A 24,290-nucleotide genomic window follows, 5' to 3' on the forward strand; every position below is an offset into this window, starting at 1 on the left:
AAGGGCATGAGCCAGCAGGGGGAGAGGCACGACGGGACCTCCGGCCAGGAGGACGACTGGTGGGGTCAGCTGTACGACGACTCCGCACATGACACGGGTCCGGCCGAGGTGGCCGACACCCTCGACGACAGGTTCGCATCGGCGGTGAGCGCGGCGGGTTCAGCTCCGGACGTACCGTCCGAGGCCGTTGAGCCGCCGCCGCGGGACGCCCCGCCGGGCCCGCGCGAGCCGTACGTCCACCGAGAGCCGCCCTCGACCGGTGAACCACCGGGGCCTGGCGAGCCCTCGGGCCCAGTCGAACGAGAGGGTCCACGCGAGCCCTACGTCCGCCCGGAACGGCCGCCGGCCGAGGCCGCCGCTCCGGGCGACCGCACCCCGAGTGGGGCGTGGGGCGGGGGGCCACTCCCACCGGCCCCCTGGGAACCCCCCTCCACCCCACCCGGGCCCGTGACCTTCCCCGGAGGGGTGAAGCCCTCCGGTGGCGCATCGGAGGCGGGGCCCTCCAGCCGCACCACCGCCGTTCCCGCGCCCCGGCTGCCCGACGCCTCCGCCGCACCCCGCGTGCAACCGCAGGAGCAACCCCCGGAAGCCGGGCTCCCCGACGTCCCGGACGGTGTTTCCTACGTAGGCGACGGGCCCCCCACCTACGACGCCGAACCCACCGTGCTTCCCGCCGCCGACCCCGACGACCTCGGCGATCTCGTCGCCGACACCGTGCTCGACGGCGCCCGCTACGGCACCTCCACGCTGCGGGCCGTCTCCGTGCGCGGGGACTCCGCGCGGTATCGGGGCGAGCCACGGCGGGACTCGCTGCTCACCGCGCGGTTCGGGAGCGGGGACAGCGCCCTGGTCCTGGTGGCCATGGCCACCGGCGCGCGGGCCACCCCGGGGGCCCACCGCGCCGCCGCCGAGGCCTGCGCGTGGATCGGGCGGGCCGTGGGGCGCAGCCATCAGCGGCTGTCCGAGGACATCAGGGCCGCCCGGCGCGGGGACCTCAAGAGCGGCCTTCACCGCCTCACGGACCGCAGCCTCGGCAAGCTCCGCGCCCAGGCGGCCGACCTCGGCATCGAACCCGAGGAGTACGCCGCCTCCCTGCGCTGCCTGCTGCTGCCCGCCGACCCCGAATGCCGCACCCGCGTCTTCTTCGGCGTCGGCGGCGGCGGACTCTTCCGGCTGCGGGACGGCGCCTGGCAGGACATCGAGCCACGGGTCAGCGACACCGCCGTCGACGCAGGACCGCCCGTGGTCGGGTTCGGGTCCGTGCCGCCGGAGACCCCCGAGGGCGACCGGCTCACCATGGACATGGGGATCATCACGCCCCCGAGCCCCTACGAGCCCGCCCCCGAGCCCCCGCCCCGCGAACCCTTCCGCTTCCGGGCCTCCGTAGCCCGCCCGGGTGACGCCCTGATGCTCTGCAGCGGCGGCCTCGCCGAGCCCCTGCGCGGGGAGCCCGAGCTCGCCGCGCACCTCACGCAGCGGTGGACGAAGAGCGGTCCGCCGGGCCTCGCGACCTTCCTCGCGGACATCCAGGTCAGGGTCAAGGGGTACGCCGACGACCGGACAGCGGCCGCCGTTTGGGAGGCGTGAGCGCCCGCACTGTGAATTCATGGAACCCAGATGAGTCCAAGGGGACCGAAGGGTTCGTGAAGCCATGGCCAAGCAGAACGTCGCCGAACAGTTCGTCGACATCCTCGTCCGCGCCGGCGTCCGCCGCATGTACGGAGTCGTGGGCGACAGCCTCAACCCGGTCGTCGACGCGATCAGACGCACCAAGGGCATCGACTGGGTGCAGGTCAGGCACGAGGAGACGGCCGCCTTCGCGGCGGGCGCCGAGGCCCAGATCACCGGCAGCCTCGCCGCCTGCGCCGGTTCCTGCGGCCCCGGAAACCTGCACCTGATCAACGGCCTCTACGACGCCCACCGCTCCATGGCCCCCGTCCTCGCCCTCGCCTCGCACATCCCCTCCAGCGAGATCGGCCTCGGGTTCTTCCAGGAGACCCACCCCGACCGGCTCTTCCGCGACTGCAGCAACTACAGCGAGATGATCTCCAGCCCGAAGCAGATGCCACGGCTGCTCCAGACCGCCATCCAGCACGCGATCGGCCAGTCCGGCGTCAGCGTCGTCACCCTGCCCGGTGACATCGCCGACGAGCCCGCCCCGGACAAGTCCCCCGAGAGCGCCCTCGTCACTTCGCGCCCCACCGTGCGCCCAGGCGACACGGAGATCGACAAGCTCGCCGCGATGATCGACGAGGCCGACAAGATCACCCTCTTCTGCGGCAGCGGCACCGCCGGCGCGCACGCCGAGGTCATGGCGTTCGCCGAGAAGATCAAGTCCCCGGTGGGCCACGCCCTGCGCGGCAAGGAATGGATCCAGTACGACAACCCGTACGACGTGGGAATGAGCGGGCTCCTCGGCTATGGCGCCGCCTACGAAGCCACCCACGAATGCGACCTGCTGATCCTCCTCGGCACCGACTTCCCCTACAACGCCTTCCTGCCCGACGACGTCAAGATCGCCCAGGTCGACGTGCGCCCCGAACGCCTCGGCCGCCGCTCCAAACTGGACCTCGCCGTCTGGGGCGACGTACGCGAGACCCTGCGCTGTCTCACCCCGCGCGTCACGCCGAAGACCAACCGCAAGTTCCTCGACAAGATGCTCAAGAAGCACGCGGACGCCCTGGAAGGCGTCATCAAGGCGTACACCCGCAAGGTCGACAAGCACATCCCGATCCACCCCGAGTACGTCGCCTCCGTGGTCGACGAACTCGCCGCCGATGACGCGGTGTTCACCGTCGACACGGGCATGTGCAACGTCTGGGCGGCCCGCTATCTCACCCCGAACGGCAAGCGCCGCATCATCGGATCCTTCAGCCACGGCTCGATGGCCAACGCCCTGCCGCAGGCGATCGGCGCCCAGTTCACCGACCGCGGACGCCAGGTCATCTCCATGTCGGGCGACGGCGGATTCTCCATGCTGATGGGCGACTTCCTCACCCTCGTCCAGCACGACCTGCCGGTGAAGATCGTCCTGTTCAACAACTCCTCCCTGGGCATGGTCGAGTTGGAGATGCTGGTCGCCGGGCTCCCCTCCTTCGGTACGCACAACCACAATCCCGACTTCGCCGCCGTGGCCCGCGCCGCCGGCGCCTATGGCGTACGCGTCGAGAAGCCCAAGCAGCTCGCGGGCGCCCTGAAGGACGCCTTCGCGCACAAGGGCCCCGCCCTCGTCGACATCGTCACGGACCCGAACGCCCTCTCCATCCCGCCCAAGATCAGCTCGGACATGGTGACCGGTTTCGCGCTCTCCGCCAGCAAGATCGTCCTTGACGGCGGTGTCGGCCGCATGGTGCAGATGGCACGCTCCAACCTCCGGAACGTGCCCCGCCCCTGACGCCAGGTCAGCGCGCGGGCCGCAGCCGCAGCGTCACGATCTGGAACGGGCGCAACGCGAGCACGAGCCCCGCGCTGTCGGTGTGGGCCTCTTCGGTCGGCCGCTCCAGGAGATCGGTCACCTCGGCCGCGCTCACCGCGAAGGATGTGGTGAGCGTGGCCGCCGCGCGTCCGCCCCGCGACTCGTAAAGGCGCACCACGACATCGCCGCTCCCGTCGTCCGCGAGCTTCACGGACTCCACGGTCACCGCCGGATTGTCGACGCTCACCAGCGAGGGCAGGACGGGCGCGTCCGCCACCCGCAGCGGCAGATTGAGCGCGAGCCCCTCCGCGACCGCGTCGCCGATCGTCGCGCCGGGCAGCAGCGCGTACGTGAAGCGGTGCGTGCCCTGGTCCGTCTCCGGGTCCGGGCTGTGCGGGGCGCGCAGGAGCGTGAGCCGCACGGTGGTGCCGAGCCCGTCGCCGTGCGGCGCGCGCGTCACGTCATGGCCGTACGTCGAGTCGTTGAGCACCGCCACGCCGTACGCCTCCTCGGCGACCCGCAGCCACCGGTGCGCGCAGATCTCGAAACGGGCCGCGTCCCAGCCCGTGTTGGCGTGCGTCGAGCGGTGCACATGCCCGAACTGGATCTCGGCGGCGGACCGTTCGGCGTGCACGTCCAGCGGGAAGGCGGCCTTGAGCACCTTCTCCGACTCCCGCCAGTCGACGTCCGTGACGACGTCGACGCGACGGCTGCCCGCCGCGAGCCGGATCTCCTGCGTGATGCGCGAGTTCCCGAAGGCCCGCACCACGCGGACGGCGACCCGCAGCGGCCCGTCCTCGACCAGCTCGACGGACTCGGCCTCCGTGAGATCCGTGTGCGTGTTGCGGTAGTGCTTGTCCAGGTCCCAGGCGTCGTAGTGCGTGGGGTGGTCCGGGTGCAGCTGAAGGAGGTTGCCCCGCGAGGCGGGGGACAGGACCTCGCGCTGCGCGTCGATGTCGTGCACGGAGGTCAGAAGACCGTCCTCGTCGATGGCGACGCGCAGATGCTCGTTCAGCAACTGGATCTCGCCGTCGGCCAGGAGAGCGGTGGCCCCCGTCTCCCGCGTGTACGAGGCGGCCTCCGCGAGCCCCTTGCTTCCCAGGGCCGGGACACTGACATGCACCAGAGTGCCGTCGTCGGCCGTGACGACCTCACTGCGCGCGTACGGCGACGAGTTGAGCGCGGCGGGCTCCCCCGCGCCCAGGGAACGCACCGCCTCCGCGGTGATCTCATCGAGCTCGGCCAGCACGCGCGCGTAGGTGTCGCGAGCCTCCCGGTGCACCCACGCGATCGACGAGCCCGGCAGGATGTCGTGGAACTGATGCAGGAGCACCGTCTTCCAGAGGCGGTCGAGGTCCGCGTAGGGGTAGACGTACGAAGAGTCACGCACCGAAGCGGCCGTGCACCACAACTCGGCTTCTCGCAAGGCGTGTTCGGTGCGACGATTACCGCGCTTGGTCGCTGCCTGGGTTGTGTACGTCGCGCGGTGCAGCTCCAGATAGAGCTCGCCCGACCAGACCGGCGCCTTGGCCCCGTACTCCTCCTCGGCGGCGGCGAAGAACGCCGACGGCTTCTCGATCTCGACGCGCGGTGAGCCCTCCAGGGAGCGCGTCCGCCGCGCCTTCTCCAGCATCTCGCGGGTCGGACCGCCGCCCCCGTCGCCCCAGCCGAACGGCACAAGAGAACGGGTCGCGCGCCCCTTCTCGGCGAAGTTCCGTTCGGCGTGGGCGAGTTCGGCGCCGTGGATCTGGGAGTTGTAGGTGTCCACCGGAGGGAAGTGCGTGAACACGCGGGTGCCGTCGATGCCCTCCCACCAGAACGTGTGGTGCGGCATCTTGTTGGTCTGGTTCCAGCTCAGCTTCTGCGTGAGGAACCAGCGGACGCCCGCGAGCTTGGCCAGCTGCGGGAACGCCGCCGTGTAGCCGAAGGAGTCCGGCAGCCAGATCTCCTGCGTCTGAACCCCCAGCTCCTCGCGGAAGAACCGCATCCCGTGCGTGATCTGGCGCGCGAGCGCCTCGCCGCCCGGCATGTTGGCGTCCGACTCGACCCACATCGAGCCCACGGGCGCCCAATTGCCGTCCGTCACAGCCTTCTTGATGCGCTCCCAGATGTGCGGCTGGTGCTCCTTCACCCAGGCGTACTGCTGGGCCTGCGAACAGGCGAAGACCAGCTCCGGATAGTCCTGCGCGAGAGCCGTCACATTGGCAAAGGTGCGCGAAGCCTTGCGCACCGTCTCGCGCAGGGGCCACAGCCATGCCGAGTCGATGTGCGCGTGCCCGGTCGCCGACACCCGGTGCGCACTGGCATGGGCGGGGCTCGCGAGGACCTCCGCAAGCTCGGCGCGGGCCGCTGCCGCCGTGCCCGAAACGTCATGCAGATCGAGCGCGTCGAGTGCTCTCTCCAGGGCGCGCAGAATCTCGTGGCGGCGCGGACGGGCGGCGTCCAGTTCGTACATCAGCTCCGAGAGGACCTCGATGTCCAGGGTCAACTGCCATACGTCCTCGTCCAATACGGCGACATCGGCAGACGCGAATCGGTAGATGGGGCGATCGCCCGCGGTCAGAACGTCGCCCAGGGGCGTCGGTTCGAAGTCGTGCAGGACAAGCGGGTTGGCCGCGGCCTCCAGGAGAAGGTGCACCGGCTCGCCGCCCCGCGCGGCAGCTGCCACGGGGATGTGCCGGTTGCGGGGGTGAATACCCTTGAGGGGTACGCCCGTGGCGTCGTACACAAGACCCTCGGCCTGGAAGCCGGGGCCGTCACCGGTGAAGCCGGGGTCGATGACCACCTCGACATGGCGCCCGGTCCACTCCTCGGGCACCTGACCCCGCAGCCGGAACCAACTTGTTGACCAGGGTTTTCCCCACTCGGTGCCTGCTTCGAAGGGTTCGTACGAAGCCTTCAGCGCCTCGGCGACGGGGACGGGTTCGCCCGGCGCGTGCCAGACGGAGAGGGTGAGCGGCACACGGTCCGCGTACTGGGCGGGGCGGATGAACTGCCGCAGGGCGCGCTCCAGGCGTCCCTCCACCAGCAGTCGGTCGTCGTGCACGGCGGCTCCTCGAAAGCTCGGTCGGACGCTCGATCGGACGTGATCGGGATCAAGCAGAATCGGTCCACCGCTTCACTTCCCCGCAGGGCTCGCGCGCACCCACCCCAATAGTTGATGAATGGACATGAGTGCCGCCAACGGGGTGGGGCATGCATTCCGTGAAGGTGTTCGAGCAGGAAGGATCGGGCTAGCTGCTTTTTGGGCGGGGGTCATGACAAGGCAGGCAAGAGGGGGCGGCCCTCTGCATAGGGGGACGTCGTCGCCGAAAGCAAGGGACGAGCCGACCGACACGGTGCCGCTGGGGTCCCACAGGGGCCAACTGCGGCGCAGATTGGGGCGATCCGATCTCAGAGCGGTCCCCGAAGCAAGGGGAGCGCTGCGCGATTTGCTCCGGACCTGGGGGAGGCCCGGACGAGCCGAGATAGCGGAGCTGCTGACCAGCGAACTGGTCACCAACGCACTGGTGCACACCGACCGCGACGCCATCCTGACCGCGACCATCGGGGCGGGCAGGCTGCGGGTCGAGGTAAGGGATTTCGTGGGACGCCACCCGAAACTCTGCGTACCGATCGCCGACGACGGTACGCACGGCAGAGGTCTTGTGCTCGTGCAGTCGCTCTCCGACGCCTGGGGCGTGCGCGCGCACGGGGTGGGAAAGGCGGTGTGGTTCGAGCTGGAAGGCGGCCCGGCGTGAACCGGACCGCCGCGCTACTGCTCCCTTCTTTCCTTCATCCGTCAGCCCCGCGTCAGCCGAACTGCTGCTCAAGGTCCTTGAGTTTGCGCTCAAGGGAGTCGAGCCGCGGCAGCGCCTGGGTGTCGTCCTCGGCCGTCAGGTCGACGGAGACGGGCTCAGTGCCGTTCTTCACGGCCTGGAGGGAGGGACGGGAGCGCAGAGGCAGCTGTTCCTGAGGCTGCGGTGCTATCGCAGGGTCCGCGCCGACCTGTGCGGACCCTGCAGCCGGCGCGACGGCGGGCAGATCCACCTGGCGCCCCCCGCCACGGCCCGGGAGGCCGCGATGGCCCCTGCTGATGGCCTTGAGCTGCGCACGCTCCAGCTTCTCCCTGTCCCGCCTGCGAATCCGGGTGTGCTCCTTCTCGCGCCGGTCCTCGCGGACCTCCTCGACCGCTTCGTCCAGGGTGCGTACGTTCTCCAGGAGCATCAGCGACCAGGCGCCGAAGGTCTCCCGGGGCGCGCGCAGCCAGCGGACGATCCGGATCTGCGGCAACGGCCTCGGCACCAGCCCCTGTTCACGCAGTGCCGCACGGCGTGTCTGCTTCAGCGCGCGGTCGAAGAGCACCGCTGCCGAGAGCGACATCCCGGAGAAGAACTGCGGGGCGCCCGCGTGGCCGAGCCCCCTGGGCGCGTGCACCCAGTTGAACCAGGCCGCCGCGCCCGCGAACGTCCACACCAGGAGCCGCGAGCCGAGCGCCGCGTCACCGTGGCTGGCCTCGCGCACGGCCAGTACGGAGCAGAACATCGCCGCGCCGTCGAGGCCGAACGGGACGAGGTACTCCCAGCCACCGGTGAGGTTGAGGTTCTGCCGGCCGAAGCCGACCAGGCCGTGGAAGGAGAGTGCGGCGGCGACCGCCGCACAGCAGAACAGCAGTACATACGAGGCCGTTCCGTAGACGGCTTCCTTGCGCCGTCGGCGCTCCTCGCTGCGTTCCCACGAGTCGTCGCCGGGGGTGCCGGCGGCAGCCTTCTGCCCGGCGCGCTTGCCGCGTGCGAGTACCGCCACCGCCACCAGCATGCCCAGGAGCAGGACGCCACCCGGAAGCAGCCAGTCCAGCGATATATCGGTCAGTCTCATCTGGGGTCCCTTGCGTCGCGGTAGGGCGTTCGGGCGCCATAGTGGCCCAATCCCGGTGGCCCCCAGAGGGGTTTTTGGGCAAGAGAACGCCAAGGGGGGTGCAAGGGGTGCGGCGCGCGCCGTTTTGCTCGAACTCAGGGGTACGGAGGGGTAGTTGAGTTCGATTAAACGAACACGAAAGGGTGGTTCAAGGGGGAGGGGTCGGGGTTTCGCCCCGCCGTACGGGACTTGTCAGGCCGCCGCGGCGGAGCTGAGCCGCGCGACGCGCTCCGCGTCGCAGGTGCGCGGGCAGGTCACGCAGGTGTCCTCGGGGCGCAGCGTGTAGAACATGCAGCAGCTCGCGCGATCACGCGTCGGCAGCGGCTCGCCGCCCGGCCCCGTCAGCTCACGGAACCCCGCCGTCCCGACGTACGGCTTGGTGGCACCCGGAAGCAGCCGCTCAAGTTCGGCCGTGGCGCGCTGCTCCTCGCCGAGGAGATGGGCGATGTACCAGAGCCCCTCGACGATCTCGTCCGTGGCGACGGACCACAGGCCTCGCGAGCGGCGCCGCATCCGGGGACCGAAGGCGTCGAGGAGTGGCCCGAGGTGCTCGGCGACGGACGCGCGCACCTCGGCGCGCAGCGCCTCCTCGTCCGGTACGACACGGGCGCCGGGCAGCGCTGCCGCCGGATCGCCGGGCAGGCACGCGAAGCCCGCGTCGCGGACGGCCATCCGGCCCAGGGTGCGCTGGAAGGCGACGTTCTGTACGGGGTAGCGGGGAACGCGGCGGTGCAGGAACCAGGGCAGGGTGATGAGGAGGGTGGCGGGCCAGGCGTAGCGGTGCAGGGCGAAGCTGGCGATGACGTCGGGGCGGCCCTGCTTCCCGTAGTCCTTCAGTACCTGCGCCTCGTCCCACGCCAGGAACGCGTCGAGGTCGGCCCCGCCCTCCGCGAGCCGGGCCGCGGTGACCCAGCCGCCGCCCTGGGGCGCCTGCTCGTCCTCGCCGAGTTGGCTCACGCGCAGTCCGGGGAACACCTCGGTGAGGCGGGCGTAGGCATCCGCGAGGGCGCTCGGCGCGCGCTTCGCCAGGGCGGGAACGGACATGCGGGGACCACCGAATCACGATCGATTGCAGGTAAGCCTAACCTTACCCAGAATGATCGAGGTTTCAACTGCGGGGCTGTCCGCCTATGGTGCCTCTCGTACCTTTCGGACCGAGCGGACTTTGGGGTGGACCTCGTGGAGCAGGCCAGAGCGCATGACGCGTACCGCCTCCCCGCCCGTGTACCGCAGCAGGTGCGGCCCTCCACGGCCCGGGACACGGCCTCGGCCCGCGGTGAGCACACGCACGGGGAAACGGCGCTGCCCGCGCCCCGCAGGACGGTGCGGCGCAACTCGGTCCGCGGCCAGATCCTGGACGCCCTGCGGGACGCGCTCGTCGGCGGCGACCTCGCGCCCGGCGAGGTGTACTCCGCGCCCGTGCTCGGCGAGCGGTTCGGCGTCTCGGCCACTCCGGTGCGCGAGGCGATGCAGCAGCTGGCGACCGAGGGCGCGGTGGAGGTCGTACCGAACCGCGGCTTCAGGGTCACCGAGCGCAGCTCGCGCGAGCTGGGTGAGCTGGCGGAGGTGCGGGCGCTGATCGAGGTACCGGTGATGCTGCGCCTGGCCCGTACGGTGCCCGCGGCGCGCTGGTGCGAGCTGCGGCCCCTGGCGGAGGCGAGCGCGGTGGCGGCGGCGGGCGGTGACCTGGCCCGGTACGCGGAGGCGGACCGGGCCTTTCACGGGGCGGTACTGGGCCTTTCGGGGAACCAGCAGCTGGTCCAGGTGGCGGACGATTTGCACCGCCGGTCGCAGTGGCCCTTGGTGAGTGGCCCGGTGGCCGGGCGCCGCGCCGACCTGGTGGCCGACGCGGCGGAACACATGGCACTCCTGGAGGCGCTGGCGGCGCGGGACCTGCCGGTGGTCCAGTCGCTGGTGCGGGAGCATTTCGCGGGGGCGGGGGGCTGACGTATGGCTGGCCCGAAGCCCTGCGCGCCGTAGATCACCGGCTCCGCCGAGTTCGTCCTCAAACGCCGGACGGGCTGAATCCCCTCACGCCGCCGGCGCCGGCGGCGACAGATGCTGCGCAAGCCAGGCCGGCACCCCGCCCATCAGGCGGAAGAGCCGCGCGGCCTCGGCCCGCAGCCGCCCCGCCTCAGGCTCAGGCTCCGCATCGGCCAACGCGGCCAGCGCCGGAGCCGTCCCCACCAGATACCCCAGCTCCTCCCGGATCCGCAGCGACTCCGCGAACCCGTGCCGGGCCTCCGCCAACTCCCCTTCCCGCAGGGCGAGTCCGGCCAGGTGGCGCCAGGTGAAGGAGAGTAGCAAAGGATCCGAGTGCGCCGTGGCCCCCGCATGCGCCCGCCGGTAGGCGGCCCGCGCCGCCTGCGGCGAATCCGCGATGTGCTCGGCGATGAGACCCCGGCGGAAGTCGAGGAGAGGGCGCCCCGAAGCGTTCGGGGCGAGCAGGGCGGCGGCCCGCCCCAGCGCCGTACGCGCCTCGTCGGCCCGGTCCCGCACAGCGAGCACCGTGGACGCGTACGCCAACTGCCCCCGCTCGCACGCCGCCGCGCCCCGGTCGTCGTCCTCCACGGCCAGCGCCTCCGCCGTACGCAGCCCGTCCTCCGCCTCGGCCCATCCCTCGCCCGTGAACAGGCAGCGCTCGACTAGCAGTGAGGTTCTCTGGAGTGCCGCTCCCGGCCCCTCGCGCGAGGCCAGCAGCGCGGCCGCGTCGGTCCAACAGCCGCGCGAGCGCAGCCGCCATACCGCGGTCTGGAGTGGATCGTCCCCTGCAGTCGTTCCGGAACCAGACATGGCGGTATGCGCCACGTTGCCCTCCCCGAGCACGCCATTGAGCTGTTGAGTCGTGGGCGCATCTCAGCATGGATCGGCTCATCCGGCCAAGGGGCTGGGTGAAAGAATTCACAAAGGGCTGACCATGAAAGGGGTTCGACCGGCGGCGCCCGCCTCATCGGCGAGCGGCGTCCACCTCAGCTCATCCGCAGTGCGAGGAAGAAATCCAGCTTGTCCTCGAGCCGCGAGAGGTCACGACCCGTCAACTGCTCGATACGGCCCACGCGGTAGCGCAATGTGTTGACATGCAGGTGGAGCCGCGCCGCGCACCGCGTCCACGAACCGTCGCTGTCGAGGAACGCCTCAAGGGTCGGGATGAGCTCGGCCCGGTGGCGCCGGTCGTAGTCCCGCAGCGGGTCGAGGAGGCGGGCCGTGAACGCCCGGCGTACGTCGTCCGGGACGAAGGGCAGCAGCAGGACGTGCGAGGCCAGCTCCTGGTGGCCCGCGGCGCAGACCCGGCCGGGGCGTGCCGCCGCGACCCGGCGGGCGTGCCGCGCCTCTTCCAGGGCGCCCCGAAGACCCTCCGCCGAGTGCACGGAGGCGCTGACGCCCAGCGTGAGGCGGCCGTCGTTGTCGAGGCCCGCCGACAGGGGGTCGCGGACGGACTCGAGGAGTGAGTCGGCGAGCAGGCCCGACTCCGGTCCTTCGTGCTCCGTGGACATCGCGGGCAGCGGCACGAGCGCGATCGCCTCGTCACCCATATGGGCTACGGCGATCCGGTCGGAGGGCTCGGGGCCCGCCGACAGCGGGTCGACGAGGATCTCCTCCAGGAGCGACTGCGCCACGGGACCGCCCTCGATCTCTCCGCCGTCCCACTCGACGCGGGCCACGACGACCTGCCAGTGCGGTGCCGCGCCGAGGCCGGGCAGCAGCACCGGGGCCGCGACCCTCAGGCGCGCCGCGATCTCCGCGGGGGCCGCGCCCGTCTGGACCAGTTCGAGGACCTCCTGGGCGAGCCTGCGCCGCACCGTCCTGGCGGCGTCGCGCCGGTCGCGCTCCACCGCGATCAGCTGGGTGACGCCCTGGAGCAGGTCGAGCCGCTCCTCGGGCCAGTCGCCCGCGTCGGCCTCGACCGCGAGGAACCAGTCCGAGAGGACCGTCTCGCGTACGTCACGCAGTGCCGCCGCGCTCGCCGAAGCCGCGGCCGACGCCGGTCCTGAAGCCGCACCGCGCCCGCTGCTCCGAATGGGGAACAGGGAGTACGCCGTGCCCTCCACCTGGACCCGGTGGGGACCCCGGCGGCCCGTGCGGACCGCCGCCAGGTGCTCGGCCGCCAGACGCCCGCACACCGCCTGGGAGAGGGCGGGACCCGCCGCGCTCGACCCCGCGATGGCGCGGCCCGCGGGGGACAGGACCCAGGCCCGCAGATCCAGGTCGGTGCCGAGCAGGTCCAGGACGACGTCGGGGCCGCCGCCCGTGGGGCCCGAGGTCATCAGTCGGCGGTGCCGGTCGACGACGGCCGCCAGGTCGCCCGCCCGCTCGCCGGAGACCTGGCGCACCACGTGCTCGGTGATCGTCGCGAAGGCCACCGACTCGTTCACGGCGAACAGCGGCAGGCGGTGGCGCTCGCAGGCCTCGACGATGTCGACCGGGATGGCGCCCAGCTCGGCCTCGCCCGCGGCGAGCGCGGCCACTCCGGCGCCGGCGAGGATCCGTACGAAGGGTTCGGTGTCCGAGGCGTCGCGGCGCCAGGCGAGCCCCGTCAGGACGAGCTCGCCGCCCGCGAGGTAGCGGCTGGGGTCGCGCAGGTCGGTGGTCATCACACCGCGCACGGTGCGGTCGAGTTCTTCCTCACCGCCGAGCAGCCGCAGGCCCAGCGCGTCGGTGTCAAGGAGTGCGCGCAGCCGCATGGTGTCGTCGCCGCCGATCTGTCTCGAATGGTGTGTACAAACATGTGCGCTCTGTAGCGCCGGGGCCCTGTGTCGTGGGGCGTCCCCGGTTTCCAGGGGGAATCCGCGAGGTTACTGAGGCCCGTTCTTCATACGAATCTACAAGACGCGCGCCTTGGCCAGCCAACTCCTTCAGTGTTTCGGTGACTGACCCCATCGGACGAGCGAGCGGTGTACTTGGCCCACTCCGCGTTAACAGCACATGAACGAGCAGTCGAGGGACCAACGGCCCGAGTGGCCAAAACGAAGTCCCTTGAAGCGAACGACCCTCGACACGAAGAAGAGAGCCTCATGGACTTCCTTCGCCCCGCCAGCTGGGAGGAGGCGCTCGCCGCCAAGGCCGAGCACCCGACAGCTGTGCCGATTGCGGGTGGCACCGACGTCATGGTCGAGATCAACTTCGACCACCGGCGTCCTGACTACCTGCTCGACCTGAACCGCATCGGCGAGCTGCGCGAGTGGACGGTGGGCGAGGAGACGGTCCAGCTTGGCGCCTCCGTCCCGTACACCCAGATCATGGAAGAGCTGCGCACGGAGCTTCCCGGCCTCGCGCTCGCCTCGCACACGGTCGCATCCCCGCAGATCCGCAACCGCGGCGGTGTCGGCGGCAACCTCGGCACGGCGTCCCCGGCCGGTGACGCCCACCCGGCGCTGCTCGCCGCCGACTGCGAGGTCGAGGTGGAGTCCGTACGCGGCTCGCGCCTCATCCCCATCGACGACTTCTACACCGGCGTCAAGCGCAACGCGCTCGCCGCCGACGAGCTGATCAAGTCCGTCCACATCAAGAAGGCGGACGGACCCCAGCAGTACTCGAAGGTCGGTACCCGCAACGCCATGGTCATCGCGGTGTGCGCCTTCGGCGTCGCCCTGCACCCCGAGACCCGGACCGTGAGGACCGGCATCGGATCCGCGGCCCCGACCCCCATCCGGGCGAAGGCCGCCGAGGAGTTCTTGAACGCCGCGCTCGACGAGGGCGGCTTCTGGGACAGCGGCAAGATCATCACCCCGTCGATCGCCAAGCAGTTCGCCGAGCTCTGCTCCGGCGCCGCCAACCCGATCGACGACGTCCGCGGCACGGCGAACTACCGCCGGCACGCCGTGGGCATCATGGCCCGCCGCACGCTCGGCTGGACCTGGGAGTCGTACCGCAGCGGCAAGGGCCGTGGCGCGGAAGGAGCTGCGTAACAATGCGCGTCAATTTCACGGTCAACGGCCGTCAGCAGGAAGCCGACGACGTCTGGGAGGGCGAGTCCCTTCTCTACGTGCTGCGTGAGCGCATGGGGCTTCCCGGTTCGAAGAACGCCTGCGAGCAGGGCGAGTGCGGATCCTGCACCGTCCGCCTCGACGGTGTGCCGGTGTGTTCGTGTCTGGTCGCCGCCGGACAGGCCGAGGGCCGCGAGGTCGTCACCGTCGAGGGCCTCGCGGACTACGCCAAGCACCGCGAGGACTCCCACCCGGGCGGCGCCTGCGGCTCCGTCTGCGGCGGCACCAGCCTCCAGGAGGCCCGCCAGTGGCAGGCCAAGGGAACGGACGGCCAGACGGGCGAGCAAGGCGGACTCTCCCCGATCCAGCAGGCGTTCATCGACGCCGGCGCCGTCCAGTGCGGTTTCTGCACCCCCGGACTCCTCGTCGCGGCCGACGAACTGCTCGAGCGCAACGCCTCGCCGTCGGACGCCGACATCCGTGAGGCGCTCTCCGGCAACCTCTGCCGCTGCACCGGTTACGAGAAGATCCTGGACGCGGTCCGCCTGGCGGCCGCCCGTCAGGAAGAGACGGTCTGATCATGGCTGGAACCAAGACCACCACGGGCGCGCCCACCGAAGTCACCCAGAAGCACACCAAGGGCGGCATCGGCGAGTCCACGCTCCGCCCGGACGGCACCCTGAAGGTCACCGGCGAGTTCGCCTACTCCTCGGACATGTGGCACGAGGACATGCTCTGGGGCCAGACGCTCCGCAGCACCGTGGCGCACGCCGAGATCGTCTCGATCGACACCGTCGAGGCGCTCAAGACCCCGGGCGTCTACGCCGTCCTGACCTACGACGACCTCCCGGCCGAGATGAAGAACTACGGCCTGGAGATCCAGGACACCCCGGTGCTCGCCCACGGCAAGGTCCGTCACCACGGTGAGCCGGTCGCCCTCGTGGCCGCCGACCACCCGGAGACCGCCCGCCGTGCCGCCGCGAAGATCGTGGTCGAGTACAAGGAACTGCCCGTCATCACCGACGAGGCCTCGGCGACCGCTCCGGACGCCGTCCTCGTGCACGAGGGCCGCACCGACGAGTACATCAAGCACGTCCCGCACCCGAACATCGTGCACAACCAGCCGATCGTCCGCGGCAACGCGGACGAGGCGGCCAAGAAGGCCGACTTCATCGTCAAGGGCGAGTACACCTTCGGCATGCAGGACCAGGCCTTCCTCGGCCCGGAGTCCGGCCTCGCCATCCCGGCCGAGGACGGCGGCGTCGACCTGTACGTCGCCACCCAGTGGCTGCACTCGGACCTCGAACAGATCGCCCCCGTCCTCGGCCTGCCCGAGGACAAGGTGCGCATGACGCTCTCCGGCGTCGGCGGTGCCTTCGGCGGTCGCGAGGACATCTCGATGCAGATCCACGCCTGCCTCCTCGCGCTGCGCACCGGCAAGCCGGTCAAGATCGTCTACAACCGCTTCGAGTCCTTCTTCGGCCATGTGCACCGCCACCCGGCGAAGCTCTACTACGAGCACGGCGCCACCAAGGACGGCAAGATCACGCACATGAAGTGCAAGATCGTCCTGGACGGCGGCGCCTACGCGTCGGCCTCCCCGGCGGTCGTGGGCAACGCCTCGTCCCTGTCGGTCGGCCCGTACGTGGTCGAGGACGTCGACATCGAGGCGATCGCCCTCTACTCCAACAACCCCCCGTGCGGCGCGATGCGCGGCTTCGGCGCCGTCCAGGCCTGCTTCGCCTACGAGGCCCAGATGGACAAGCTCGCCGACAAGGTGGGCATGGACCGGGTCGAGTTCCGCCAGCTGAACGCCATGTCGCAGGGCACCCTCCTGCCGACGGGGCAGGCGGTCGACTCGCCGGCCCCGGTCGCCGAGATCCTGCGCCGCGTCAAGGCCCGCCCGCTGCCGCCCGAGCGCCAGTGGGAGTCCAGCGAGGGCGCCGACGTCCGCGCGCTGCCCGGTGGACTCTCCAACACCACGCACGGCGAAGGCGTCGTCCGCGGCGTCGGCTACGCGGTCGGCATAAAGAACGTCGGCTTCTCCGAGGGCTTCGACGACTACTCCACCGCCAAGGTGCGCATGGAGGTCATCAACGGTGAGCCGGTGGCGACCGTGCACACCGCGATGGCGGAGGTCGGCCAGGGCGGCATCACCGTCCACGCGCAGATCGCCCGCACCGAGCTCGGCGTCCAGCAGGTGACCATCCACCCCGCCGACACCCAGGTGGGCTCCGCGGGGTCGACGTCCGCGTCCCGTCAGACGTACGTCACCGGTGGCGCGGTCAAGAACTCCTGCGAGCTCGTCCGCGAGAAGGTCCTGGAGATCGGCCGCCGCAAGTTCGGCTCGTACCACCCCGCGTGGGCCACCGCCGAGCTGGTCCTCGAAGGCGGCAAGGTCCTCACCGACGGCGGCGAGGCCCTCGCGGACCTCGCCGAGCTGCTCGAAGGCGAGAGCGTCGAGGTCGAGGCCGAGTGGCGGCACCGTCCGACCGTGGCCTTCGACAAGAAGACCGGTCAGGGCAACGGCCACGTCCAGTACTCGTTCGCCGCGCACCGCGCGGTCGTCGAGGTGGACACCGAACTCGGCCTGGTCAAGGTCATCGAGCTCGCCACCGCCCAGGACGTCGGCAAGGCGCTCAACCCGCTCTCCGTGATCGGCCAGATCCAGGGTGGTACCACCCAGGGCCTCGGCGTCGCGGTGATGGAAGAGATCATCGTCGACCCGAAGACCGCGAAGGTGCGCAACCCCTCCTTCACGGACTACCTCATCCCGACCATCCTCGACACGCCGACCATCCCGGTCGACGTACTCGAACTGGCCGACCCGAACGCGCCGTACGGCCTTCGCGGCATGGGTGAGGCCCCGACCCTCTCCTCGACTCCGGCGGTCCTCGCGGCCATCCGGAACGCGACGGGTCTGGAACTGAACAGGACGCCGGTACGCCCGGAACACCTCACCGGTACCTGATCCCAAGATCTCTCCGGGCGGCGCGTGCCTCCCAAGGAACGTCACACTTCCCGTCGCCCGCGCCGCCCGGAGAACACCAGTACCGCACCGCTCGCGGTCACAGCAGTACCTACGCCCCACCCACGCTCTTATGAGCCCCAGTTCGTCTCGGGCCGTCCCCCGGGTCGTGCAGCCAAACGCACCATCCCAAATCCCGCAGTCTCCTCAGGCCCAACCCCTGTACACAACAGCCTGATGCGGGTGCCCCTTTGAACCTTGGGAGTTAGGCACCATGACCCAGCAGTCAACGGAGCCGAAGACGACGGCAGAGGACGCGGGCAACGGCTCACGCGTCCCGGCCGGCAGGTCTTGGCTCGACCGGTATTTCCACATAACCCACAGAGGCTCGACGGTCGGTCGGGAGGTGCGTGGCGGCATCACCACCTTCATGGCGATGGCCTACATCATCCTTCTGAACCCCGTGATCCTCTCGGTGCCCGACGCCACGGGACACCGCCTCGACGGTGATCAGCTGACCACCGCCACCGTCTTCGCGGCGGCCGCCACCACCATCGTCATGGGCATCCTCGGCAATGTGCCGCTGGCCCTGGCGGCGGGACTCGGTGTCTCGGCCGTGATGGCCTTCCAGGTCGCCCCGGAGATGACCTGGGGCAACGCGATGGCGATGTGCGTCATCTACGGCGTCATCATCATCCTGCTGGTCCTCACCGGCCTGCGGACCCTGATCATGGACGCGATCCCCCTGGCGCTGAAGCACGCCATCACCATGGGCATCGGCATGTTCGTCACGCTGATCGGTCTGGTGCAGGCGGGCTTCGTCACCTCCATGCCGTCCAAGTACGGCGACATGGGCGCGAAGCCGATCCAGATGGGCATCGACGACAAGCTCATCGGCTGGCCCGTCCTCTGCTTCGCCGTCACCGTCCTGCTGATCTTCGTGCTCCAGGTCCGCAAGGTCCCGGGCGCGATCCTCATCGGCATCGTCGGCGGCACCGTATTCGCCGCGATCGTCAACCAGGTCGCGGGCATGTCCGCGAAGGACTGGGGCCTGAACGCCCCGGAGATCAACGGCTCCATCGTCTCGTCGCCCGACTTCGGCCTCTTCGGCGAGGTGTCCTTCAGCGGCATCGGCGACATCGGCGGCATCACCGTGGGTGTCATCGTCTTCACCCTGGTGCTCGCCGGGTTCTTCGACGCCATGGGCACCATCATCGGCATCGGCCAGCAGGCCAACCTCGCCGACAAGGACGGCAAGATGCCGGGCCTGAACAAGGCCCTGGCCATCGACGGTGCCGGCGGCGTCGTCGGCGGTCTCGCCGGTGCCTCGGGCCAGACCGTCTTCGTCGAGTCCACCGCGGGCGTCGGCGACGGCGCGCGCACCGGCTTCGCGAGCGTGGTCACCGGCCTCGCGTTCACGCTCTGCCTCTTCTTCACCCCGCTGGCCCAGCTCATCCCGACACAGGTCGCGGCCGCCGCGCTCGTGGTCATCGGCGCGATGATGCTGTCCAACGCCCGGCACATCGACTGGACCGACCAGGCCACCGCCATTCCGGTGTTCCTGACCACGGTTCTGATGCCGTTCACGTACTCCATCACGGTGGGTATCGCGGCCGGTGTCCTCGCCCACGTCCTGATCAAGGCCGCGCAGGGCAAGGTCCGGGAGATCGGCTGGCTGATGTGGGTGCTCGCGCTCGTGTTCCTGGCCTTCTTCGCACTCCACCCGATCGAGAACTGGCTGGGCGTCAAGTAGCCCATCCTGGAGATCACACACCCGTTAGGAGACGGACATGCTGGACATCGCCGAAGAGCTGAACCGGTGGGTCGAGCAGGGACGCGACTTCGCCGTCGCCACCGTGGTGGCGGTCGGCGGCAGCGCGCCCCGGCAACCGGGCGCGGCCCTCGCCGTCGACTCCGACGGCACGGCGATCGGCTCCGTCTCCGGCGGGTGTGTGGAAGGCGCCGTCTACGACCTGTGTCAGCAGGCCCTGGAAGACGGCGAAAGCGTCAGCGAACGCTTCGGATACAGCGACGAGGATGCCTTCGCCGTGGGTCTGACCTGCGGCGGCGTCATCGACATCCTCGTCACCCCGGTCCGCGCGGACTCCTCCGCGCGGCCCGTTCTCGCCGCCGCGCTCGCGGCGGCCGCATCGGGCGAGGCGGCCGCGGTCGCCCGGATCACCTCCGGGCCCGCGGAGCTCGTCGGGCGCGCCCTTCTCGTACGTTCGGACGCCGGGGAGTACGAGGGCGGGCTCGGCGGACATCCCGAGCTCGACCGCACCGTGGCGGGCGAAGCCCGCGCCCTGCTGGACGCGGGGCGCACCGGCACCGTCGAGATCGGCGAGGACGGCTCGCGCTGCGGGCAGCCGCTCACGGTCCTCGTCGAGTCGAGCGTCCCGCCGCCCCGCATGATCGTGTTCGGTGCGATCGACTTCGCGTCGGCGCTCGTACGGATGGGCAAGTTCCTCGGCTACCGGGTGACGGTGTGCGACGCGCGGCCCGTCTTCGCGACGCCGACACGCTTCCCGGACGCCGACGAGATCGTCGTCGAATGGCCGCACAAGTACCTGGAGCGGACGGAGGTCGACGGGCGCACCGTGCTCTGCGTGCTGACGCACGACGCGAAGTTCGACGTGCCGCTGCTCGAACTGGCGCTGCGCCTTCAGGTCGCCTACGTCGGCGCGATGGGCTCACGCCGTACGCACGAGGACCGCAACAAGCGCCTGCGCGAAGTCGGCGTCAGCGAGCTGGAGTTGTCCCGACTGCGCTCGCCCATCGGCCTCGACCTCGGGGCGCGTACTCCGGAGGAGACGGCCCTGTCGATCGCCGCGGAGATCGTCGCGGGCCGGCGCGGCGGCAGCGGGGTCTCGCTGACCGGCGCGCACACGCCGATCCACCACGACGGCTCACGGCCGCCGGTGGGGCGCATAGGTTCCGTGGCCTGATCCCTGTTACCTTGCGTCACAAAATGATCACTTTGTGACGCAATGGGAGCACGTGTGAAGGTCGCCTGCGTCGGTGGCGGGCCCGCCGCCCTGTATCTGTCGATCCTGCTCAAGCGGCAGGACCCGTCCCACGACATCACCGTCCACGAGCGCAACCCGGCCGGATCGACCTACGGCTGGGGCGTCACCTACTGGGGCGGTCTCCTCGACAAGCTCCACGCCGGTGACCCCGAGTCCGCGCGCGCCATCAGCGAGCACTCGGTCCGCTGGAGCGACGGCATCGCCCACGTCGGCGACCGGACCACGGTCCACCACGGCGACCAGGGCCACGGCATCGGGCGCCACCGGCTGCTCGACATCCTCGCCGAGCGGGCCCGATCCCTCGGCGTACGCGTCGAGTTCGAGCACGAGATCACGGACGCGGCCCAGCTGCCCGACGCCGATCTGATCGTCGCGGGCGACGGCGTCAGGAGCGTGCTGCGCGAGCGCCACCGCGGCCACTTCGGCACCGAGGTCGCCGTCGGACGGAACCACTACATCTGGCTCGGCACCACCAAGGTCTTCGACTCCTTCACCTTCGCGTTCGTGGAGACCGCGCACGGCTGGATCTGGTGCTACGGCTACCGCTTCGGCGACGAACACAGCACCTGCGTCATCGAGTGCTCCCCGGAGACCTGGACGGGCCTCGGCCTGCACGAGGCGAGCGAGGCCGACGGACTCGCCCTCCTGGAGCGGCTCTTCGAGGGCCCGCTGGACGGTCACCGTCTGATCGGCCGCGCACCGGCCGACGGCAGCGCGCAGTGGCTCAACTTCCGCACCCTGACCAACCGGACCTGGCACCACGGCAACGTGGTCCTGCTCGGCGACGCCGCCCACACCACGCACTACTCGATCGGCGCGGGCACGACGCTCGCCCTGGAGGACGCGATCGCCCTGGCGGACGCGCTGCGGGGAAGCCCGGAGCTCGGCCCCGCCCTCACCGCGTACGAGCGCGAACGCAAGTCCGCGCTCCTCTCCGTCCAGAGCGCGGCCCGCTACAGCGCCCAGTGGTACGAGAACCTGCCGCGCTACATCCACCTCGACCCGCACCAGATGTTCGCGCTCCTGGGCCAGCGCCACTCACCGCTGCTTCCGCACATCCCGCCGCAGCTGTACTACCGGATCGACCGCGCGGCAGAGCAGCTGGAGCCGCTGCGCAGGATGAAACGGTGGCTGGGACCACGGGTCGCGCGGACACTGCACGGGCGGGCGCGGGCTTCGCGGGACTGAGACGCGACGTTACGAGAAGGGGCGGGGCGGCGGCCCCGAGAGCAGCCCGTCCACCGCACGCCCGAACATCCACCGTGCCGCGATCGTCAGGAGCCCGTCGAAGCGGCGCGGCAGCCACCGCACGCGCAGATCCTCCCGCCACGCGATCCTGGCACCCAGGCCTCCCGTCCCCGGAGCGACCTCGATCTCAGCCCACCCCGTCACGAACGACCCCCGCTTCTCCAGCCGGCACAGGCCCCCGCCCTCAGCGGCCTGCCGCCACGTCACGACCTCCATCACGTCGTCGAACCCGATGCGCCCCACTCCGCTACGCGCCACGAACACCGTCCCTTCCCCACTGGGCGGCGGCGTCCGGACGAAGACCCGTGTCAGCGGGACGACATCGGCATGCCGCTCCCACGCGGTGAGCCTGCGCCAGACCTCGTCGGCGGGCAGGGACGATTCCCGGTCGATACGGAAGAGAGCCACACGCGGATCCTGCCAGGCCGCGGTGGCCGGGCGGCCGAGCACGCGTGTCAGGGGCGGTAGATCTTCCCCGGCTCCGCCTTGCCCGGCGCGAGCAGCTGCGGCACCGTCACGAAGACGTATCCGCGCTTCTTCAGCTCGTCGATGATGCCCGGCACCGCGGGCACCGTCCCCTTGTAGATGTCGTGCAGCAGGATGATGCCGTCCCGCTGCGTCTGATCGACGACGCGCTTCTGGATCAGGGCGGAGTCGTCGGTCGTGTAGTCCTTGGCGGTGACGCTCCACAGGACCTCCGAGAGGCCCTCCTCGCGCGAGATCTTGTTGACGTCGGGGTTGGTGCGCCCCTGCGGCGGACGCATCAGCGTCGGCTTGTGGCCGATGAGCTTCTCTATCGCCTCGTTGGGCCTGCGCAGCTCCTCGCGCGCCTCGTCCGGCGTGATGTCGGTGAGGATCTTGTGCGACCAGGTGTGGCTCGCGACCTCGTGGCCCTCGTCGTTCATGCGCTTCACGAGCTCGGGGTGCTTGGCTATGTGGTTCTTGCCGAGCAGGAAGAAGGTGGCGGGCACCTTCTCCTCCTTGAGGATGTCGAGCAGGCGCGGTGAGTTCTCGCTGGGGCCCGCGTCGAAGGTCAGGGCCACGCACTTGGCCTTGCGGCAGTCGACCGTACCGAGCTTCGTCTGGTTCTCGGCGCTCACGGACGCCGCGGAGTTGCGCACGGAGCTGGGCGCCGTGGTGTCCACCTTGGTGCATCCCGTCAGGGCGACGGCCATGGCGGCGGTGGCCATGGCCGTCAAAGACGCGGCGCGACGGAACCCTTTGGCGGATCTCTTCATCTTGCTTTTCGCAGCGGGCATGCGAGCACTATACACAGCATGTATACACGCAGTGCATAGAGGAGCGGCCCGAGCGTCCCCCAGGGCTACCGGCCGCTCACCCAGGCCTCGATGGCGGCGGCGCGTCGCGGCAGGGCCGCCGAGAGGTTCTCGTTGCCGTCGGCCGTCACGAGGATGTCGTCCTCGATGCGGACCCCGATACCGCGGTACTCCCCGGGCACGGTGAGGTCGTCCGGCTGGAAGTACAGGCCGGGTTCGACGGTGAGCACCATGCCCGCTTCGAGTACGCCGTCGACGTACTCCTCGGTGCGCGCCTGGGCGCAGTCGTGGACGTCGAGGCCCAGCATGTGGCCGGTGCCCGCCATGGTGAAGCGGCGCTGCAGGGCGAGCTCGAAGGCCCGCTCCGGATCGCCGTCCAGCAGGCCCCACTCGACGAGCTTGTGCGCGAGGTGGCGCTGCGCCGCGTCATGGAAGTCGCGGTACGCGGCGCCCGGCTTCACCGCGGCGATGCCCGCCTCCTGCGCCTCGTACACCGCGTCGTAGATCTTTCGCTGGAGCGGGGTGAACGTGCCGTCGATGGGGAGGGTGCGGGTGACGTCGGCGGTGTAGAGGGTGTGGGTCTCCACGCCCGCATCCAGGAGCAGGAGTTCGCCGGGCCGCACGGGTCCGTCGTTCTGCTCCCAGTGCATGATCGTGGCGTGCTCGCCCGCCGCGCAGATCGAGCCGTATCCGATGTGGTTGCCCTCAAGGCGGGCACGGCGGAAGAAGGTCCCCTCGATCCAGCGCTCCGAGGTGGCGACAGCGGAGGCCAACTCCCGTACGACATCGGTGAATCCGCGGACGGTGGAGTCCACCGCCTTGCGCAGCTCGCCGATCTCCCAGTCGTCCTTGACCAGGCGCAGGCCCGAGAGCGCCTCCTCCAGTTCGGCGTCGCGCTCCTCGTCGCTCGTCACGGCCGCTTCGAGCGCCGGGTCGTGGCCGCGCACGATGCGGGTCGGTACGTCGATGGCGGCGAGCTCCGCCGGAGCGTCCCGGACGTCGCGGCAGGGCAGGCCGAGGAGCAGCTCGGACTCGGCGAGACTGCGGCGGCGGCCCATCCACAGCTCGGCCGTCATACCGGTCCAGAACTCGTTGCTGTCCCGGCTGTCGCGGGGGAGTTGGTAGAGGTGCGCGTCGTGGCCGACGCCGTCGGCGCGCGGTTCGAGCACGAGGGCGCAGTCCCTCGCCTGGTCGCCGGTCATGTGGACGTAGGCGGAGTACGGGCGGAAGGGGTAATGGCTGTCGTTCGAGCGGACCTTGAGCTTCCCGGAGGGGACGATCAGGCGCTCGCCCGGGAACAGCGCGGACAGGGCGGCGCGGCGGCGGGCGGCGTGCGGGGCCTGTTCGGCCGGGTGCAGGTCGCGCTGCTCGGTGTCGGCCCAGCCGGTTCTCATCAGGGCGGAGAGCTCATCGGATATCTCGGGGTACAGGCCGTTCTTGCGGACCTTGGACTTGGCCATGTGGTTCACCTTTTCTTCCCTGTTCGGCGGCGTCAGTCAGCGTAGAGACCCTTGGCCGGTAAGGGAACATGTGACA

The 24,290-nt window shown here is 70.6% G+C and carries 18 protein-coding genes; 10 read left to right on the forward strand and 8 right to left on the reverse strand.

What is annotated here, in order from left to right; all coding sequences use genetic code 11:
* Positions 1-6 precede the first annotated feature (6 nt).
* Positions 7-1,587, forward strand: coding sequence for a protein phosphatase 2C domain-containing protein (locus tag ACGFX9_RS12065; protein WP_393468912.1), 1,581 nt, complete (start codon positions 7-9; stop codon positions 1,585-1,587).
* A 64-nt stretch (positions 1,588-1,651) separates the two neighbouring features.
* Positions 1,652-3,394, forward strand: coding sequence for a pyruvate dehydrogenase (locus ACGFX9_RS12070; protein ID WP_393468915.1), 1,743 nt, complete (start codon positions 1,652-1,654; stop codon positions 3,392-3,394).
* A gap of 7 nt (positions 3,395-3,401) precedes the next feature.
* Here ACGFX9_RS12070 and ACGFX9_RS12075 read toward each other — a convergent pair whose 3' ends face one another.
* The gene (locus ACGFX9_RS12075; RefSeq protein WP_393468918.1) at positions 3,402-6,461 is read right to left on the reverse strand and encodes an alpha-mannosidase; all 3,060 of its coding nucleotides are present in this window, start codon (positions 6,459-6,461) and stop codon (positions 3,402-3,404) included.
* Positions 6,462-6,672: 211 nt separating this feature from the next.
* Between ACGFX9_RS12075 and ACGFX9_RS12080 the strand changes: the two genes are divergently transcribed.
* Positions 6,673-7,155, forward strand: a complete 483-nt coding sequence (locus ACGFX9_RS12080) for an ATP-binding protein (RefSeq protein WP_393468921.1) — start codon at positions 6,673-6,675, stop codon at positions 7,153-7,155.
* 52 nt (positions 7,156-7,207) lie between these two features.
* Here ACGFX9_RS12080 and ACGFX9_RS12085 read toward each other — a convergent pair whose 3' ends face one another.
* Both ACGFX9_RS12085 and ACGFX9_RS12090 read right to left on the reverse strand, forming a co-directional pair.
* Positions 7,208-8,272, reverse strand: a complete 1,065-nt coding sequence (locus ACGFX9_RS12085) for a DUF2637 domain-containing protein (RefSeq protein WP_393468924.1) — start codon at positions 8,270-8,272, stop codon at positions 7,208-7,210.
* Between the two features lie 231 nt (positions 8,273-8,503).
* Positions 8,504-9,355, reverse strand: coding sequence for a (2Fe-2S)-binding protein (locus ACGFX9_RS12090; RefSeq protein ID WP_393468927.1), 852 nt, complete (start codon positions 9,353-9,355; stop codon positions 8,504-8,506).
* Between the two features lie 135 nt (positions 9,356-9,490).
* On the opposite strand from ACGFX9_RS12090, the gene ACGFX9_RS12095 reads away from it, so the two are divergent.
* A complete protein-coding gene (locus ACGFX9_RS12095; RefSeq protein WP_393468930.1) occupies positions 9,491-10,258 on the forward strand; it encodes a GntR family transcriptional regulator in 768 nt (255 codons plus the stop codon).
* A gap of 84 nt (positions 10,259-10,342) precedes the next feature.
* Here the strand turns inward: ACGFX9_RS12095 and ACGFX9_RS12100 are convergent, their stop codons facing one another.
* Together ACGFX9_RS12100 and ACGFX9_RS12105 are read right to left on the reverse strand one after the other, a co-directional pair.
* Positions 10,343-11,104, reverse strand: a complete 762-nt coding sequence (locus tag ACGFX9_RS12100; protein ID WP_393468933.1) for a hypothetical protein — start codon at positions 11,102-11,104, stop codon at positions 10,343-10,345.
* Positions 11,105-11,280: 176 nt separating this feature from the next.
* Positions 11,281-12,993 (reverse strand): PucR family transcriptional regulator, encoded by a 1,713-nt coding sequence (locus tag ACGFX9_RS12105; protein ID WP_393468936.1) that lies wholly within the window; start codon positions 12,991-12,993, stop codon positions 11,281-11,283.
* 330 nt (positions 12,994-13,323) lie between these two features.
* Here ACGFX9_RS12105 and ACGFX9_RS12110 point away from each other — a divergent pair, with 330 nt between their 5' ends.
* The 6 genes from ACGFX9_RS12110 to ACGFX9_RS12135 all read left to right on the forward strand — a co-directional run bounded on the left by ACGFX9_RS12110 (position 13,324) and on the right by ACGFX9_RS12135 (position 21,417).
* Positions 13,324-14,217: an FAD binding domain-containing protein gene (locus ACGFX9_RS12110; protein ID WP_393468939.1), complete on the forward strand. Its 894-nt coding sequence runs from the start codon at positions 13,324-13,326 to the stop codon at positions 14,215-14,217.
* Positions 14,218-14,219: 2 nt separating this feature from the next.
* Positions 14,220-14,813, forward strand: a complete 594-nt coding sequence (locus ACGFX9_RS12115; protein WP_393468941.1) for a (2Fe-2S)-binding protein — start codon at positions 14,220-14,222, stop codon at positions 14,811-14,813.
* Between the two features lie 2 nt (positions 14,814-14,815).
* Positions 14,816-17,206, forward strand: a complete 2,391-nt coding sequence (locus ACGFX9_RS12120; protein WP_393468944.1) for a xanthine dehydrogenase family protein molybdopterin-binding subunit — start codon at positions 14,816-14,818, stop codon at positions 17,204-17,206.
* 271 nt (positions 17,207-17,477) lie between these two features.
* Complete coding sequence (locus ACGFX9_RS12125) at positions 17,478-18,956, forward strand: NCS2 family permease (protein WP_393468946.1); 1,479 nt, start codon at positions 17,478-17,480, stop codon at positions 18,954-18,956.
* 37 nt (positions 18,957-18,993) lie between these two features.
* Positions 18,994-20,148 carry an XdhC family protein gene (locus ACGFX9_RS12130; protein ID WP_393468948.1) on the forward strand — a complete coding sequence of 385 codons (1,155 nt, stop codon included), beginning with the start codon at positions 18,994-18,996 and terminating at the stop codon, positions 20,146-20,148.
* 54 nt (positions 20,149-20,202) lie between these two features.
* A complete protein-coding gene (locus ACGFX9_RS12135; RefSeq protein ID WP_393470418.1) occupies positions 20,203-21,417 on the forward strand; it encodes an FAD-dependent monooxygenase in 1,215 nt (404 codons plus the stop codon).
* A 9-nt stretch (positions 21,418-21,426) separates the two neighbouring features.
* Here ACGFX9_RS12135 and ACGFX9_RS12140 read toward each other — a convergent pair whose 3' ends face one another.
* From ACGFX9_RS12140 to ACGFX9_RS12150, 3 genes are all read right to left on the reverse strand, one after another.
* A complete protein-coding gene (locus tag ACGFX9_RS12140; RefSeq protein WP_393468951.1) occupies positions 21,427-21,885 on the reverse strand; it encodes an SRPBCC family protein in 459 nt (152 codons plus the stop codon).
* Positions 21,886-21,932: 47 nt separating this feature from the next.
* Complete coding sequence (locus ACGFX9_RS12145; protein WP_393468954.1) at positions 21,933-22,736, reverse strand: polysaccharide deacetylase family protein; 804 nt, start codon at positions 22,734-22,736, stop codon at positions 21,933-21,935.
* Positions 22,737-22,801: 65 nt separating this feature from the next.
* A complete protein-coding gene (locus tag ACGFX9_RS12150; protein WP_393468957.1) occupies positions 22,802-24,214 on the reverse strand; it encodes an aminopeptidase P family protein in 1,413 nt (470 codons plus the stop codon).
* Between the last annotated feature and the right edge of the window lie 76 nt (positions 24,215-24,290).

The sequence above is a fragment of the Streptomyces sp. NPDC048436 genome, from assembly GCF_043200355.1.
Lineage (GTDB): Bacteria > Actinomycetota > Actinomycetes > Streptomycetales > Streptomycetaceae > Streptomyces.

Coding starts and splice junctions, on each gene's coding strand:
- ACGFX9_RS12065 (WP_393468912.1), top strand. CDS start 7: ATGAGCCAGCAGGGGGAGAGGCACGACGGGACCTCCGGCCAGGAGGAC.
- ACGFX9_RS12070 (WP_393468915.1), top strand. CDS start 1,652: ATGGCCAAGCAGAACGTCGCCGAACAGTTCGTCGACATCCTCGTCCGC.
- ACGFX9_RS12080 (WP_393468921.1), top strand. CDS start 6,673: ATGACAAGGCAGGCAAGAGGGGGCGGCCCTCTGCATAGGGGGACGTCG.
- ACGFX9_RS12085 (WP_393468924.1), bottom strand. CDS start 8,272: ATGAGACTGACCGATATATCGCTGGACTGGCTGCTTCCGGGTGGCGTC.
- ACGFX9_RS12090 (WP_393468927.1), bottom strand. CDS start 9,355: ATGTCCGTTCCCGCCCTGGCGAAGCGCGCGCCGAGCGCCCTCGCGGAT.
- ACGFX9_RS12100 (WP_393468933.1), bottom strand. CDS start 11,104: ATGTCTGGTTCCGGAACGACTGCAGGGGACGATCCACTCCAGACCGCG.
- ACGFX9_RS12105 (WP_393468936.1), bottom strand. CDS start 12,993: ATGCGGCTGCGCGCACTCCTTGACACCGACGCGCTGGGCCTGCGGCTG.
- ACGFX9_RS12110 (WP_393468939.1), top strand. CDS start 13,324: ATGGACTTCCTTCGCCCCGCCAGCTGGGAGGAGGCGCTCGCCGCCAAG.
- ACGFX9_RS12115 (WP_393468941.1), top strand. CDS start 14,220: ATGCGCGTCAATTTCACGGTCAACGGCCGTCAGCAGGAAGCCGACGAC.
- ACGFX9_RS12120 (WP_393468944.1), top strand. CDS start 14,816: ATGGCTGGAACCAAGACCACCACGGGCGCGCCCACCGAAGTCACCCAG.
- ACGFX9_RS12125 (WP_393468946.1), top strand. CDS start 17,478: ATGACCCAGCAGTCAACGGAGCCGAAGACGACGGCAGAGGACGCGGGC.
- ACGFX9_RS12130 (WP_393468948.1), top strand. CDS start 18,994: ATGCTGGACATCGCCGAAGAGCTGAACCGGTGGGTCGAGCAGGGACGC.
- ACGFX9_RS12145 (WP_393468954.1), bottom strand. CDS start 22,736: ATGCCCGCTGCGAAAAGCAAGATGAAGAGATCCGCCAAAGGGTTCCGT.
- ACGFX9_RS12150 (WP_393468957.1), bottom strand. CDS start 24,214: ATGGCCAAGTCCAAGGTCCGCAAGAACGGCCTGTACCCCGAGATATCC.